The organism is Glutamicibacter sp. JC586 (genome assembly GCF_009805585.1).
Classification (GTDB): Bacteria; Actinomycetota; Actinomycetes; order Actinomycetales; family Micrococcaceae; genus Glutamicibacter.
In genome coordinates this window covers 473366-489208 of record NZ_VHIN01000022.1, presented here as the reverse complement: position 1 = coordinate 489208, position 15843 = coordinate 473366, and the positions used below count along the sequence as shown (strand labels likewise).

Annotated in this window: 14 protein-coding genes; 5 read left to right on the top strand and 9 right to left on the bottom strand. The window is 54.5% G+C overall.

Annotated features, from left to right (window positions below; all coding sequences use genetic code 11):
• The first annotated feature begins 48 nt into the window (after positions 1-48).
• Complete coding sequence (locus FJV47_RS16065; RefSeq protein WP_159614744.1) at positions 49-1233, top strand: heparan-alpha-glucosaminide N-acetyltransferase domain-containing protein; 1185 nt, start codon at positions 49-51, stop codon at positions 1231-1233.
• 144 nt (positions 1234-1377) lie between these two features.
• Here the strand turns inward: FJV47_RS16065 and FJV47_RS16060 are convergent, their stop codons facing one another.
• The gene (locus FJV47_RS16060; protein WP_159614742.1) at positions 1378-1839 is read right to left on the bottom strand and encodes a tetratricopeptide repeat protein; all 462 of its coding nucleotides are present in this window, start codon (positions 1837-1839) and stop codon (positions 1378-1380) included.
• The gene (gene dapB / locus FJV47_RS16055; RefSeq protein ID WP_159614740.1) at positions 1836-2594 is read right to left on the bottom strand and encodes a 4-hydroxy-tetrahydrodipicolinate reductase; all 759 of its coding nucleotides are present in this window, start codon (positions 2592-2594) and stop codon (positions 1836-1838) included. Before dapB ends, FJV47_RS16060 begins: the two co-directional genes overlap by 4 nt.
• Positions 2595-2789: 195 nt before the next feature.
• On the opposite strand from dapB, the gene FJV47_RS16050 reads away from it, so the two are divergent.
• Together FJV47_RS16050 and FJV47_RS16045 are read left to right on the top strand one after the other, a co-directional pair.
• The gene (locus FJV47_RS16050) at positions 2790-3200 is read left to right on the top strand and encodes a hypothetical protein (RefSeq protein ID WP_159614738.1); all 411 of its coding nucleotides are present in this window, start codon (positions 2790-2792) and stop codon (positions 3198-3200) included.
• Between the two features lie 84 nt (positions 3201-3284).
• Positions 3285-4112 (top strand): alpha/beta fold hydrolase, encoded by an 828-nt coding sequence (locus FJV47_RS16045; protein ID WP_159614736.1) that lies wholly within the window; start codon positions 3285-3287, stop codon positions 4110-4112.
• On the opposite strand, the gene FJV47_RS16040 is transcribed toward FJV47_RS16045, so the two are convergent.
• The 5 genes from FJV47_RS16040 to FJV47_RS16020 form a co-directional block, all read right to left on the bottom strand.
• Entirely contained in the window at positions 4107-5477 is a 1371-nt protein-coding gene (locus tag FJV47_RS16040) for a M16 family metallopeptidase (protein ID WP_370515047.1), read from the bottom strand. The genes FJV47_RS16045 and FJV47_RS16040 overlap by 6 nt on opposite strands.
• 139 nt (positions 5478-5616) lie before the next feature.
• Positions 5617-7077 (bottom strand): PucR family transcriptional regulator, encoded by a 1461-nt coding sequence (locus tag FJV47_RS16035; RefSeq protein WP_159614734.1) that lies wholly within the window; start codon positions 7075-7077, stop codon positions 5617-5619.
• Between the two features lie 198 nt (positions 7078-7275).
• The gene (locus tag FJV47_RS16030; protein ID WP_159614732.1) at positions 7276-8784 is read right to left on the bottom strand and encodes a peptide MFS transporter; all 1509 of its coding nucleotides are present in this window, start codon (positions 8782-8784) and stop codon (positions 7276-7278) included.
• Positions 8785-9193: 409 nt separating this feature from the next.
• The gene (locus tag FJV47_RS16025) at positions 9194-9577 is read right to left on the bottom strand and encodes a hypothetical protein (protein WP_159614730.1); all 384 of its coding nucleotides are present in this window, start codon (positions 9575-9577) and stop codon (positions 9194-9196) included.
• A gap of 138 nt (positions 9578-9715) precedes the next feature.
• Positions 9716-10207: an S-ribosylhomocysteine lyase gene (locus FJV47_RS16020; protein ID WP_022875897.1), complete on the bottom strand. Its 492-nt coding sequence runs from the start codon at positions 10205-10207 to the stop codon at positions 9716-9718.
• 125 nt (positions 10208-10332) lie between these two features.
• On the opposite strand from FJV47_RS16020, the gene FJV47_RS16015 reads away from it, so the two are divergent.
• On the top strand, positions 10333-10893 hold the full coding sequence (locus FJV47_RS16015) for a purine-nucleoside phosphorylase (protein ID WP_159614728.1): 561 nt from the start codon (positions 10333-10335) through the stop codon (positions 10891-10893).
• Between the two features lie 175 nt (positions 10894-11068).
• Here the strand turns inward: FJV47_RS16015 and FJV47_RS16010 are convergent, their stop codons facing one another.
• Complete coding sequence (locus tag FJV47_RS16010; RefSeq protein WP_159614726.1) at positions 11069-13297, bottom strand: polyribonucleotide nucleotidyltransferase; 2229 nt, start codon at positions 13295-13297, stop codon at positions 11069-11071.
• Positions 13298-13619: 322 nt separating this feature from the next.
• A complete protein-coding gene (locus FJV47_RS16005; RefSeq protein WP_159614724.1) occupies positions 13620-13976 on the bottom strand; it encodes a hypothetical protein in 357 nt (118 codons plus the stop codon).
• A 401-nt stretch (positions 13977-14377) separates the two neighbouring features.
• Between FJV47_RS16005 and FJV47_RS16000 the strand changes: the two genes are divergently transcribed.
• Positions 14378-15628, top strand: coding sequence for an MFS transporter (locus FJV47_RS16000; protein WP_159614722.1), 1251 nt, complete (start codon positions 14378-14380; stop codon positions 15626-15628).
• The last annotated feature ends 215 nt before the right edge of the window (positions 15629-15843 follow it).

Genomic DNA, 15843 nt, shown 5'->3' with positions numbered 1-15843 from the left:
CGCATGTTGCGATGGCATCCGACGCCAAATCCGTGATGCGATGATTTCATGGAAAATTTGGGCACGTCTCAACGGTTGCTGGGTGTGGATGCAGCTCGTCTGGTTGCCATTCTAGGGATGTTCGCGGCCCACGTTTTTAGTCTCTACACAACTGATGCTGGGGGCGAGTTTTCCCCTACATTTACTGGGGCTTTGGCCTCAGGACGGGCCTCTGTATTGTTCATGGTGCTCGCTGGTTTGTCCTTGGCTTTACTCAGCGATTCATTGTCGAAAAAGGGCCTTTCTCACCCTAAGATTTACTCAGTCCTTGCCCGGAGAGCGTTAATAATTGCCGGTCTCGGAATGCTAATTGGGACGATAAATGAACGCATCGCAGTCATTCTTGTCCACTATGGGCTACTATTTCTGTTGCTTCCACTGGCTCTAAGGCTTCCGAGAACAATCATTTGTGTGGTCTCGGCCTCATGGTTGCTCCTGATGCCAATACTGTGGCGTCCACTCGCGGCCATCTGGCTGGGTCAGACGTTGGAGCATAATCCAACGTTTTCTGACCTAAAAACACCGTTGCTTCTTGGCCAAGATCTAATAGTGACCGGCTACTATCCATTGATGGTCTGGTTCGGTTACGGACTTTTGGGAATCGCCCTGGCCCGATGTAATTTGCGAGACCGAGCAGTGGTGCTCTGGCTCATTGCTGCGGGCACCACCGTAGCAATCGTTACCTACGGGCTTGGACGCACCCTCGCCCTTGGAGCTGCGGATCAAATTTCCGCGGCCGTGGGCTCGCCGACTTCTTTGGTTTCCACGCTGATCATTACCGGTCGTTTAGCCGGGATCAATTTGGACCCGTATCTGGCAGATGTTCACTACCTTTGGTTGCCTACAGGCCACAGCAACTCACTGTTGGCCACGCTGCATGCGGCAGGATGCGCTGTGGCGGTAATCGGCGTGCTCGTACTTGTTATCCCTCGGCTTGGCGGGTTCGGAAGGATCCTTGCAGGAGCCGGACGGGCACCGTTGACTTTGTATGTGGGCCACCTCGTGCTTCTGCCCGTACTGCAGCATTTCCTGACCCCGATGGTGATTTGGTGGATTCTGTGTTCCTTCACCGCGAGCTTCGGACTCTGGCTAGGTTTCACCAAAGCCTCTGGTCCTTTGGAATATTGTGTCCGGGTACTAAGCGGCGCCGATTCCGTCAGTGGACCGAAGCAGTCCAGCGCAAAGACCCAATGACTAGCAACACTGTTATTCTGCGATTGTCGCAATTCCCTTAACGAGGATCGGCCGCCGATCGGCCCGAAAATTCAGGTAGATCGACGGCCGTAGCCATTCATGCCAAGATCCAGCAGACTATCTAGACTTGTCGAAGCTCAGCATTCATCTAGCGTTAGATGCCGACTTTTCAGCTTGGCGCCAAAACCCAATAGCGGTTCGCATCGAGCTGCGTGCCCGGCCCTTATCTCCGCAAGCTTCATAGGCCAACGCCAGACGGTACCAAGACTTCCAAGATTCTGGATTCTCTTCAACATCACGCTGATGGTTGGGGAAATCTTCGTCTGCAGCAGCCCGAATAATTCGTCCCGAAGGTTTTCGGGGTAGGTCCTTAGGCAGTTCACTGGTCGAAGCTAGAGACTTGCCCATTTTCTCGGTGCGCAGTCCGAAGAGTACTTCACGAATCAAGATCCAAACGCATAGTGCCGGAATAACCAGGATCGCTACACCCATAATTTGGGCAATGAGCACATCTGAGCCGATGAGGCGGAACGCTTGAGTGAAGGTCATGCCTATGTACAAGGCAAAAAGCAGCAGTATCCCGCCGACCCAAAGTTTGGTTTTCACTGGCCGAGCTCCAAGTATCCATCCAACCCATAAGTCAGACCTGGACGCGATCCTACGGTTCGCAGACCCAGTAGCACCCCCGGCATGAAGGAGGCTCGGTCAAAGGAATCATGACGCAAGGTCAGCTGTTCCCCGGGCCCACCCAGCAGTACTTCTTGGTGTGCCACGAGCCCGCGCAAACGAACAGAGTGAACGTTGATCCCATCCACCACAGCTCCGCGAGCACCATCAATTTGAGTCTCAGTTGCGTCCGGGCTAGTTGGTACGCCAGCGGCTTCGCGCGACTTAGCAACAAGTTCTGCGGTTCGCACCGCGGTACCGCTAGGAGCATCGACCTTATTTGGATGATGCAACTCGATAATTTCGACTGATTCAAAGTATTTCGCAGCGGTGGCGGCAAAGGCGCTGGCCAGTACCGATCCCAAAGCGAAATTCGGTGCGATCAACACGCCTGTCTCGGGGTTCTTCTGCAGCAGTGTTTCAAGCTCAGCGCGACGATCATCATCCCAACCGGTGGTGCCAACGACGGCGTGCAGGTGATTTTCTACGGCGAAGTGAACGTTGGCTTCGGTAGCATCAGGTACCGAGAGATCAACCACGTGGGTCGCCCCCGCTTCAAGGATCTGAGTAAGCTCATCACCGCGGCCCAAGCTAGCCACTAATTCCATGTCGGGTGCCTCACTGACGGCCTTGACCGCTTCAGCTCCCATTCGTCCGGCCGCGCCGAGCACGGCCACCTTGATCTGTGCACTCATGAGCTTAAGCCTATCGTTTTCGATGGGTTGCGCATTACCATGACGACGCTTGCCCATAGTCGTCCCGTAACGTCGAGGATCATAGAACATCGAAATAATTTGAATCGGTGGCTGCACTACGGCCAGTCCGGCTTGTTTTGCCTCGCGAGACGGTGAAAAATAAGTTTCAGGAATCTCCTAAGAGTGGGCAGGAATATGATTCAGAAATTGGGACGTGTAGGTCTAGGCGTCAGTGTCTTGCTAGTTGCTACTTTTACCTTGGCTTCTTGCGGATCAGAGACGGAACCTAATGCGCTATCCGACCAAGAATTAGCAAAAGTCTCTAGCGTTGTTCAGGACCAAGGCACTGTCATTGATGGTGCTTCGTGCCAGGTTGAGATCTTCCGTATCCAGGGATCCACCACCTACGGCTGGGCTACTTGTGCCCCGAGTGACGAGGCCGATCCACAAGCCGGCGCTCAAGCAGATTCCTTCCCGTTCCGGATTGAAGAGAACAAACTCAGTCGGCCGGATGAAGGAGCTAACTATCAAAAGGATGTCGACAAACTCTTCCCTGAAGACTTGCGCTCTGCCATCAAACAGCATGCGACTGGCGCGGCCGGATAGGCTTTTCCACGGCGATACTCGACAAAAACGATAGACTGAGTCTTTCACTATTGATTCAAAGTTTGCGTGCGCATTTCTCGCGCCATGAAAGGCCCTGTGCGTCACGAATATTTTGGGCAGTTGCCCGAAACCCTCAAGACTCGATTGTCTGTTCGGATTGCCGGGCAAGGGCCAGATGTAGTACTCATTCACGGCCTAGGTGCTTCCAGCAGATATTTCACACCTCTAGCCAACATCTTGGCGAAAAAGTACCGGGTGATCGTTCCTGAGCTTCCAGGACATGGCAAGAATCTCGGTGATGGGCGCCCAGTCACCGTGGCTCGGTTTGCCCATGAAGTCGCCCTAGCCCTGCGCGAACTCAAAGTAGACAACGCCATCGTGCTTGGACATTCCATGGGCGCGCAAGTTTCGATTGAACTGGCTCGAACCTGGCCGACGTTGGTTAAACACCTGCTCATTGCTGCCCCGGCAGTCAATGATCGGGAAGCTACGCTGTTCCGCCAAGCTCGTCGTTTGATTCAAGATTTCCCCAATGAAATCAATTCTGTCAAAGCGATCCTGCTTGTTGACTATCTTCGTTGTGGCATTCCTTGGTGGGCCAAGAGCTGTGAGCGGATGTTGGGTTATTCGACCATCGACTTACTCAAGACCGTTACCTGTCCAATCGACGTTGTCTGTGGCACCCGAGATCCGTTATCACCTCCGGAATTTGGCTTGCGTCTGATCTCCGGGATCAAGCACGCCAAGCTAAGCATCATGAATCAAGGTGCGCATGGATTCAATTTTTCTCATGCACCGGAACTGGCCGAACTCATCGATGCTGCAAACGAGCCATCAAACAGGACAAAAGACAGTAATACCGCGATAGCCCAGTACGTCACTGAGCCACCGCGGTATCCGTCAGCCCTATAGCCCCAGGTCTGCTTTGTCCTGGAACGGGCCTACCACCGTAATTACTCGATCCTTGGCAGCCAGCTCCTGAGCAAGTTCCTGAACCTGCGTTGTGGAAACCGCATTGACCCTATCTAGTGCCTCGTCAATGTCTTGGAATTCGCCAGTGACCATCTCTGCACGCGCCAGACGCGACATACGGCTTCCTGGATCTTCCAAGGCAAGAACGGTCCCGCCGGCAAGCTGTCCCTTAGCCTGGATGAGCTCCGCTTCGGTAATTCCATCACTTGCCAACCGGTCAAGTTCAGCGCCAAGCAAGTTGATGACTTCCCCAGCCTTTGCCGGTGCGCAACCGGCGTACATACCGAAATAGCCAGCGTCTGTGTAGGCAGCAGAGAAGGAATACGTTGAGTACACCAAGCCACGCTTTTCACGAATCTCTTGGAACAAGCGCGAACTCATTCCTCCACCGAGGACGGCGTTGAGTACTGCAAGCACCTGACGGCGCTCATCATGCCCGGTGATTCCGGCGCAGCCCATGATGATGTTGGCTTGTTCTACCGGACGGTTGACAACTTCAATACCTGCCACAGAGCTAATTTGTGCAGGCTGAGCTTCACGACGCGGTTCAGGTACTGCCAGTGGATCTAGGTCCCAGCCAGCCTCGCCGAGCGCTTCAAGAACCATGGTGCACAGCTTGTCGTGCTCCAACGAGCCAGCAGCGGTAATGATCAGCTCGCTCGGACGGTAATGAGCACGGTAGTGCTCCATCACCGCTTCACGGCTGATGTTGTTAATTTCTTCGGGGGTTCCACCAATGGGACGTCCCAACGGGTGCTCCCCCAGAACGCGGGCGACGAATCTTTCGTGGGCGACATCGGTAGCATCATCAGCGTCCATCGCAAGTTCTTCGATGATCACACCGCGTTCTTGTTCCAGTTCCTGGGGGTCAATGACCGCAGAGGTAACCATGTCAGCGATGACTTCTAGCGCCATTGGCAGGTCAGTATCCAGCACGCGAGCGTAGTAGCAGGTTGATTCCTTGGCGGTGGCCGCGTTGGACTCCCCACCCACTGCATCAAAAGACTGCGCTATTTCCAAGGCTGAGCGCTTTTTGGTTCCTTTGAACAGGAGATGCTCTAGGAAATGAGTTGACCCGTAATGGCCAGCTTCCTCATCGCGCGAGCCGACCGGCACCCAAAAACCTACTGTGGTGGAGCGCTGCCCTGGCATCGCCTCGGTGAGGACGCGAACACCTCCAGGCAAGATACTGCGCCGGACTTCAGAGCCGCCATCTCCGCGGTGGACCAAAGTAGGGTCCGCCGGGTCTGTCGGAGAAAACTGGTTGGTCTCCACCGAATGCAACGGCAATGGAATCATGGCCACGTAGATACGTCCTTTGATCTTCGGAATTACACCCGTTCAGGGCTTGGAACTTTGCACTTATTCTCCCACAGAACGGATGATCACAAGCAACTGTCAAACGCGCTGGCTGCCTGAAAAACTCCCGTTCAAGAAACAAACGTCAGCTTCGTTTTAATGCGATTCTCGCGATCCAAAGCTCGGCTAGATCCTTGCTTGATTTTAAGTTTCTGCCGGTCAGCTGTTCGATTCGGCCAATACGATAGCTCAACGTTTGCCGGTGTATACCCAGCTTCGCCGAGGCTTCGTTCCAGTTCCGGTTTGCATCGAGGTAAGCGCACAGCGTATCGATCAGGGCCTGCTCGGAGGTACCGGCTTGGCTTAGCGGCCCCAAGACTCGATCCACGATTTCTTTTGCCTGACTCGCAGACTTAGGCGCTAGGGAGAAATTCACTTCGTCATAGGGCAGTATTCCGCTCTCCACGCCATCACCGGATTCATAGGCCACTTGTGCTCGAAGCAGCCCATCTTTCACTTCGCTGAGGTCGGCGACTGCGGGCGAAATACCAATTCCTATGCCGTGAAATTCACTGATGCTTGCCAAGACTGGCAAGTCGGTGGACCGCACTATCGAGGCGTAATAACCATTTTGGATTTGGCTCGCATGGGCGATGCCCGCCAAGCTCAACGAGGAAAAGACGAGTTCTTCGTTATCTATTGCGGTGATGGCAATCAAAAGATCTTGTACTGGCTGTCCTAGCTGCGTGGCGTCGCGTACCAATCGGTCTTGGGACGTGCTGTTCTCCAAAGAATCGGCGAATAGGTGGCTGCGCTGATGTGCCAGACCTAGGGCAGTATGCGTACGGCGATTAACTTCACCGGCGATCACCTGACTCAAATGGGTCATCGTGAAAGAATCCAGCATCGAGCCGGCGCTTTCTTCCACCAACAACACGGTAGGACGTTGCGTTGGCAGACTCCACACCGAGAGCTCTCCGTCCCGTAACGAGCTCATACGATTGATCATTCCCTGCCCGTAAGGGAGAACCTCGGATGACAACTTCTTAATCTCCGAGCTGTGCACGGTCAGTGATCCGGGAAGAACACTAACACCGGTAGAGATATCCACCGCACTCATAGCGACTCTAAAAACGTCTTCAAGTTGCTGCGCGAAACCCGACGGATGCTCATATTCGCCCAAAGCTGCACGATAGAGCTGGTTCAAGGTCATCAGCTGCTGGGCCTGATTACTGTTATTAGCTGCGGCGACCATCCGTGCGATGCTCGCAAAGGGGACCTGAGGCTTCATCAGCATCACCGGAAAGCCCAGCAGGTTAGCAACTTCCAATGCTTCTGGGTGTAGCTGCGGCGCTTGATCGTTGTCCTCGACCACCAGGCCACACAATCCGGCTCGTTCCAAGTGGCGGATGAAATCCACCTGTTCGGGTGCTTCGCCGGGGACACAATGACCAATGGTCATCAACAGTTCGTTATGGCCCAACCATCGATAAGGATCTGGTAATTCGCAACTATGCGCCCAGAGCAAATCTCGATGGACGCCCATAGCCCCGGCGACAAGTCGGCATCCGGAAGCTTCGATATCCAGCAGGTCAGAAATGATCATCTCAGCGCCCTCCTGTGGGTGCTGGTGCGCGCAGCTGCGCCTTCGTTTCTACTGGAACCATGCATTCAACCGTACCTTTGTGAAGTGTGAAAAAGGGCGAAAATTCCTGTGTAGTTCTTCACCTGACACCCTGCTGGAACAGCAAAACCCGCTGGATCCTCGATCCAGCGGGCTCGCTATATTTGGTGATGGCACTGTCTACAAACCTGCGTACAGGTTTTCCTGCAGCTTCTTACGGAAGATCCACAAGACGATACCGACGATCACGCCGGCGGCAATGATGCAGATGAAGTACGAGTAGTCGGTCATGACCGTATACAGCTGACCGAAAAGTCCGGAGAAAGCCGAGCCCAAGGACAAAGTTAAGAAGTTCAGACCCACCATCTGTGAACGGAAACGTTCTGGGCCGATGCGCGTAGCCAGCGAAAGGCTCACCGGACCGACAAAGACTTCCGAAGCACCAGCAGCCATCATGACCAGCACGATGAGCAACAGCGGGATCAGTGCGCCTTCGTAGGCTTTGAGGATGACCAGCATGATGATGTAGGCACAGCCCATATGGAACATACCAACGGCAAATTTGGATGGTGCACCTGGACCGTTGTTACCGGACTTACCCCAAAAATAGGTGACAAATGGGGTAATCAACACCGCAGCGAACTGCGCAAGCATAGTGATCCAAGCGACCGGAACGCTCCAGCCCGCAATGACAAGGTCAACACGTTCTGAGATCAGGATGGCAATGGTCGTGGACTGTTGAAAGAGCAGGCCAAAGAACAGGCCACCTGCAAGGAACAGCGGCAGGTACGCACCTACTCTGCGCTTCTCGTCGTGGGTTACTTCCTTGTTTCCTAGCATCATGATGAAGTACCAAGCGGCACTGGCCAGAATCAGCACCGTAGTTATTGCCGAGAGCGACGATGCGGGCAGCACGCCCGAAGACAAAATGACGATAATAGCCAGCAGAACAACTAGAGCAATAACGCTCAGCTGTACCAACTTGGATTTTTCGATGGGACGTTCAACAATCGCGGCCCTCACTGGCAACTTCGCCATAGAGGCCATATAGATACCCAGCGAGAGAAGCATACCGATGGCGGCTAGTCCGAAGCCAACGTGGAAGCCCCATTCGTTTTGTGCGAAGCCCGAAGCCAACGGACCGGTGACAGCACCCAAGTTGATGGCAAGGTAAAAGTAAGCGAAGCCGACATCGCGTCGGCCTTCGTCTTGCCCTTCAACCGCTAGGCCAACGATGTTGGTGATGTTGGTTTTCAGTGCGCCAGTGCCCAAAATGATCAGGCCAAGACCGAAGGCCAAACCAGCCATACCTGGAACAAAAGCCAGTGCTACGTGTCCTGCGGCAATAATGATGCCGCCGATAAATACCATCCACTTTGGGCTGATAACTCTTTCGCCCAGCCAGGATCCGAGAAGCTGTGCCAGGTAGACCGAACCACCGTAGGCACCCACGATACCGGAGGCAGATGCCGCGTCGATTCCTAGGCCGCCGTCGGCAGCCGTGTACAGCAAGTAGAAGGTCAGGATGCCGTTGAGGCCATAGAACGAAAAACGTTCCCAGAATTCAGTAAAGGCTAGCGTACCTACACCGCGCGGGACACGTGGCTTGTCGCCCTTCTCTACCGTCGCCGCGCTCTGCGTGGCTTGTTCGACGCGCAGATCTTGCTCATCAAGTTCAATGTTTGGCATGGTGGTCGGTCTCCGCTTTCCAAAATGTGAAGATCAGCCTTGGCCCATAGGCACCGCGAATAGCTCGCGACAGCGCATGGCTGTACGAACGCGACAATGCCACTATCGGTATTTCTCAAAGCTCATTTGTTACCCGACTCACTCTAGAGCCTTGAAGGTGCTCCAACCCTCATACTGATCAACAAATCGCTGGGCATTAACTATCCGATGCAACAAGAGGTGCATCACAAACACTTGGACGAGTGCCGGAATATAGGAGTTTTTTGGGGCATGCGTAACTTTGCATGAGGATGAGTAAACCAAGATATTTAGTGTTGCGCTTCACACTAATCTTTTGGGGTGGGGCCAAGAAACCGACTTTTCACCCGAATGGCGCAACCAAGATCCGCCGCGTAGCGGAGTAGCGATTTTAGGACTCGTCGAGGTAGCCGCGCTTCGCTGCGTCTGCGCACACCGGCGTCTTGTGCTCGGGATCAATGGAAGAGCACGCGAGATACACCGAGTTGGCCGCTTCCTCGACGCTTAGTTCCTCATACCCAACGGATCCCGGGTTATATGAAACCGCGGTGCTCCATTCGTCCAGGTCTTTGCATGCGTCCAGGCCCTTGGACTCGGACTCCTTGATCTTTTCCTCGGAAGCATCGTTATCCGACCAAGTCTTATTTTGATCCGAGATGGCATCTTGGCATCCCTGAGAGATGGTGGCTGTTCTGGCCGCATCGAGATCCGCGCATCCGCTCGTGGAACAAAGAATGAAGGCAACTACGGCGGCTGAGGAAAGAACTTTGCGCATATCAACCATGCTACCGAATTCAGCTACGCTTTCGCTGAGACGCTGCGCTTCATCGATTTATTCCCTGCCCATGAAACACGCAGATCCCGTGCTTCTTTTCAAAGAAGCACGGGATCTGCCAGAAAATTGCTAAGCCAGTTAGGCAAGCTTGGAACGCTTAAAAGCGTCCAAACTGATTCCCTGTTCGAGAATGACCTTGGCCCACTCACGTGCCGAGTGAAGTGAGTGGTCGCGGTAATTACCGCAGCTCTTTGCCTCGGTACCTGGCACGTCCTCCCAGGTAATTCTTTCCGCAATATCTTCCAGCGAGCTCTTGACTGCAGCAGCAACCTCAGCTGGTTCTGGCTCGCCCCAGAGAATCATGTGGAAGCCGGTTCGGCAGCCGAACGGCGAAAAATCAATCAGTCCGTCAATGCGGGTGCGCAACAGACCAGCCATTGTGTGTTCAATGGTATGCAACCCCGCGGTTGGGATTTCACCGTGGTTAGGCTGTACAAATCGGATGTCGTAGTTGGTGATGGCATCGCCCTTTGGCCCGCGCTCCACACCAATTTTTCTCACGTACGGAGCCTTGACCTTCGTGTGGTCCAAGGCAAAGCTTTCAACTTCAGCAAGTTCAATATCACTCATGAATAAAGTGTATCGGTTGACCCCTTGGAGAATCGATGCCGGTTCATGAGTCGTAACCGGTAGACTTCTTAGGACGTTCGGGCTCAGTACACTACCCGAGCTGACTTCATTTAGAGGGGAAATTCATGTCGGACCAGAAGTCTTTGCTCGTCTTTGCGCACCAGGACGAAGCAGTTGCCTTTACAGATGTTGAGCACCTGATTTCAGGGGTGGGCAAGATTAATGCCTCAGTAGTTTTGGCTGGCGCCCTTGCACAAGGCGATATCAAGAACGTCATCGTCTTAGGTACCGCTGGTGTTGTTGGGCATGCTGGTGAAGACCGCCCAAGTCTGGAGACCATCTACCAGGTCACCAAGCTCATCCAGCACGATTTCCCTCTGCCCTCTGCTGATGTTGATCCCACTGGAGAAGTCCTGCTACCGGATTTCCAAGCCGTGATGGCTACCGGTGACGTCTTTGTCTCCAATGACGAACAGCGAGTACATATTAAGGAACTCGGCGCATCCTTGGTAGATATGGAAGGCTATGCCTACGCGAGTATCTGCCAGCGCTTCGATGTTCCGCTACAGATTTTCAAGATTCCCTCTGACTACGCTGATGATTCGGCCTCCATCGATGAGTGGGACGAGATCGCCAAGCAGAAGAGCATTGCACTGCGCGCGTTCTATGACAAGAACCTCGCCTAGCGAATAGCTTCAATCGACGCACCGGCACTCCGAGCCATGCTCGGGGTACCGGTGCGTTTTTGTACCATCTGATCACTCCATGCTTCGCCCAAGACGCCCTGTCTTCTCGGGCACAAAGAAACCCCGGTCCCACACCAACAGGTGGAGAACCGGGGCCTTAGCAGGAGACTAATATCTACTCTGCAGCAGCTTCTTCTTCAGCTTCTTCGATCACTGGTGCCAGCGACAGCTTTCCACGGTCATCGATCTTGGTGATCTCAACCTGGAGCTTCTGGCCAACGCCGACGACGTCTTCAACGTCTTCAACACGCTTGCCGTCGTTGATCTTGCGCAACTCGGAGATGTGCAGCAGACCGTCCTTGCCCGGGGTCAGAGAAACGAACGCACCGAAGGTGGTTAGCTTCACGACGGTACCCAGGTAACGCTCGCCAACCTCAGGAACCTGAGGGTTAGCAATAGCGTTGATAGCCGAACGAGCAGCTTCAGCAGCTTCGCCACCGGTAGCACCGATCAGCACGGTTCCGTCATCTTCGATCGAGATGTCAGCGCCGGTGTCTTCCTGGATCTGGTTGATCATCTTGCCCTTAGGGCCGATGACTTCACCGATCTTATCCACTGGAATCTTCACGGAGATGATTCGTGGAGCATTGACGTTCAGCTCATCTGGGGTGTCGATGGCCTGGTTCAGAACGTTCAGGATGTGCAGGCGAGCTTCACGAGCCTGGGTCAGCGCAGCGGCCAGAACCGAAGCAGGAATACCGTCCAGCTTGGTGTCCAGCTGGATAGCGGTAACGAACTCGGAAGTACCGGCAACCTTGAAGTCCATGTCACCCATGGCATCTTCGGCACCGAGGATATCGGTCAGCGCAGCGTAACGGGTTTCGCCGTCGACGGTGTCCGAAACCAGACCCATGGCGATACCGGCGACTGGTGCGCGCAGTGGCACACCTGCGTTCAGCAGCGACAGGGTGGAAGCGCAGACCGAGCCCATCGAGGTCGAGCCGTTGGAGCCCAGTGCCTCGGAGACCTGACGAATGGCGTATGGGAATTCCTCGCGGCTTGGCAGCACTGGAACCAGTGCACGCTCTGCCAGTGCGCCGTGGCCGATTTCGCGGCGCTTTGGCGAACCAACACGGCCGGTTTCACCGGTCGAGTATGGAGGGAAGTTGTAGTTGTGCATGTAGCGCTTGGACTTCACTGGGGACAGCGAGTCAATCTGCTGCTCCATCTTCAGCATGTTCAAGGTGGTCACGCCCATGATCTGGGTTTCGCCACGCTCGAAGATTGCCGAACCGTGAACGCGAGGAAGAACCTCAACCTCGGCCGAGAGCTGACGGATGTCAGCCAGACCGCGGCCGTCGATACGGACCTGGTCGGTCAGGATGCGCTGGCGAACGATATGCTTGGTCACAGCACCGAAGGCCTTGGAGATTTCGCCTTCACGGCCAGCGAAGGCGTTGCCTTCACCGGTCAACGAAGCAAGGATTTCGTCCTTGTAAGCGCCGGCAGCGTTGTCGCGTTCCTGCTTGTCAGCGATGGTGTAGATTTCAGCCAAGCGAGTCGAAGCAGCAGCTTCAACAGCGGTGAAGGCATCTTCTTCGTAATCGCGGAAGACTGGGAACTCAACGGTTTCCTTGGCAGCACGAGCAGCTAGGTCAGCCTGAGCGTCGCACAGAACCTTGATGAATGGCTTTGCAGCCTCAAGACCTTCTGCAACAACCTCTTCGGTTGGAGCTACAGCGCCGCGGTCCTTGATCAGTTCCCAAGCATTGTCGGTAGCTTCAGCTTCAACCATCATGATGGCAACGTCGTCGCCAGCAACGCGGCCGGCAACAACCATGTTGAACACAGCGTTCTTCAGCTCGGAGTGCTTAGGGAAAGCAACCCACTGTGCACCGTTTCCATCGTCAACCAGTGCAACGCGAACGCCACCGATTGGGCCGGAGAATGGCAGACCGGAAAGCTGAGTGGACATCGAGGAAGCGTTGATTGCTACGACGTCGTACAGTTCATCTGGCTCGATGGACAGAACGGTAACAACAACCTGAACCTCGTTGCGCAGGCCCTTGACGAAGGCTGGGCGCAATGGGCGGTCCATCAGACGGCAAGCCAGGATGGCTTCGGTTGATGGGCGGCCTTCGCGGCGGAAGAAGCTACCTGGGATGCGGCCGGCAGCGTACATGCGTTCTTCAACATCCACGGTCAGTGGGAAGAAGTCGAAGCCTTCGCGTGGGTGCTTGCCTGCGGTGGTTGCCGAGAGCAGTGCGGTTTCATCATCGATGTAAACCATTGCCGAGCCAGCAGCCTGCTTGGCAAGGCGGCCGGTTTCGAAGCGGATGGTACGGGTGCCGTAGCGACCGTTGTCGATCTGTGCTTCGGCGAATTGGATTTCTGGACCCTCCATTAAGGGGGTGCTCCTTTCGATCGCTCCCAGCTCGGTGGATGAGCGAACCGCTTGGCCCTACCCAGATCTGGTCTTCGATCGAGACCCGCGCTGAGACCTTTAATAGTCCTAGCGAAAGTCACTACCGAGGACCGCGAAACTGGCGGTCGGGACCAACGGTCAGTCAGCCCTGAGAGTTATTTTCTTACGGGGACGGCACAGAACATGCAGACCCAGTAACTAGCCTACCGGGAATTGCCCAATGGTGCAGATCCCGACCTGCCACCTTTAGGTGAATTCCCGGGATCTGCACCACGCACGGGCCACGTCTTCCTACAGGCCGTTAGATCTTGACGTATCCGCAGGAGACAGGAGGATGTGTATTCAAACCGCCCACAATTCGACTCTTCAGGCAGAAACGAATGGTGTCCCCGTTCCAAATACCAGAGCTTGTGCCCTTGACGAGGTTCAGGCAGCTCCATTTACGGTAGCCATTTGTTTGTAGACTAGAGGTGTCGTGGGAGCCGTAGAAAGTAGCAATCCCCTGATACTTTTTGCCGATGTTCTGCTTGATACAGAACTTATTGGTCCAGTGATTAAACTTGTAGGTGACTCCGGTTGCGCCATTGCGGGTCGAGCTGATGTGTTCTCCGGCCTGTGCGGCTGGGGCGATGACTGTGCCGCCAGCAATAAGCGCCATTGCCATCAGTGTGCTAGCTAGTTTTCTCTTGATGTTCAACTGAACCTCCGTTGATGAGTGCGATACCTTTACCCCAAGGGCTCTAACAATCCTTTCAGGCCTTTGGTCCGTCATTCAAGATTTACCTCTTCAAATTACGTCGGGAACTATCGCGAAAGCGCTGCCCCTGCCCCTGAACATCCGCTACGCGGGGTGTCGATATTGCGCGAAGTTTTTTGAAAAACGGCATCTTCCCCACGAAACATCTGCTGCCCGCCAGTCCGATTCAAGGTCGAGATGGAATCCTACAATGAACCTTGAAAGGGATACTGCCAATACCTGTATAAGCGAGCACTTCCTCCGGCTTGAACGTCCGGGTCTAATAGATAAGGAAGGAATCCTACTTATAGAACAGGATGTTGATGAAAGTTGACGATCGCCGTGTAACGGTACGATCTAGTGCGCCAACTAAATCCAAGGCCAACCGGCCAATTCCTTTGGTTGTCTACATACTTGCTGTGGGTACGTTCACCATGCTCACGACTGAGTTCATTGTGGCGGGCATATTGACCCAGTTGGCCGCCGAGCTAGAAATCAGCGTGGCACGTGCCGGCTTGTTGATCACTGTTTTCGCCGCGGGCATGGTCATCGGCGCCCCGTTGATGGCCCTATTGACGTTGCGCCTTCCACAAAAAATAACACTGATCTTAGCCTTAACTGTCTTTGCGGCTGGTCACGTAGTGGTCGCACTGGGATCCAACTTCACCTTGCTGATGGTGGCTCGTTTTGTCACTGCCTTGGCTACGGGCGCGTTCTGGGCGATCGCAGGAGTTGTAGCCGCCAAGAGCGCTGGGCCAGGCATGGCCTCGCGGGCACTGGGGATTATTAATGCCGGTGGCATGCTAGCTACCGTGCTCGGGGTTCCGCTGGGCGCTTTCGCCTCCCAGTACTTCGGGTGGCGTGGTTCGTTCTGGGGCTTGGCGGTATTGGCGGCCATTTCAGCCCTGCTCATTGCGCGGTACGTTCCGCATAACACCTCCAAGCATTCTCAAGTATCCGTTGTCGGTGAAATCGCGGGACTTCGTTCTTTGCGGTTGTGGCTGACCTTGGCTGCCTGCGCCACGACCACCGGAGGCGTGCTCTCTGCCTATTCCTACATATCCCCGCTTCTCATTGATGGCACTGGTTTCAGTGAAGCTGCCATTCCTCTGGTGCTCATCGGTTTTGGCGTTGGATCCCTGGTTGGATCGTTGATTGGAGGGCGTCTGGGTGATGCTCATCCGCACCTGCTCACGTTCATCGCCCCAGCCACCTCGACAGTGGTTCTCGTACTGATCGGCCTTCTGGCAAACCTCCAACTTCCAATGATCATCCTGATCACGCTGCTGGGCTTCTTCGGTTTGGGAGCCAATCCAATCCTGGCTTCCTTGGCTATCAAATACGGTGACAAGTCGCCAACTTTGGCTTCGTCACTGACCGTTGCTGGCTTTAATCTGGGCACCACAGTGGCGTCTTGGTTGGGCAGCAAGTCACTGGAATCGTCGTTGGGTACGACCGGCCCGGTGGTCGTTGGAGCAAGTATTGCCGTGCTCACGTTGATTCCGGTGATCATCTTGGCAATCATGGCGAATAGCGCAAGAACTGCGTCAGCGGCAGGGTTAATTCACAGCTAGATCCTCTTAGCTGTGAGTTGTCCAAAAAACGAACAGAAATTTCGGCGAGATGGGATTATTTAGCTAACCGGCACTGTTGTTGTATGGGGAACATTTCGTTTTTCACAGCAGGAAGTTGATTCCAACAGGAATCCACTCGCGGCAATGCGGACAAATCTAAACCCGCCAGAAACTGAATACCTACGCGTGCACATCCGGCATGCGAAGACAAGTAA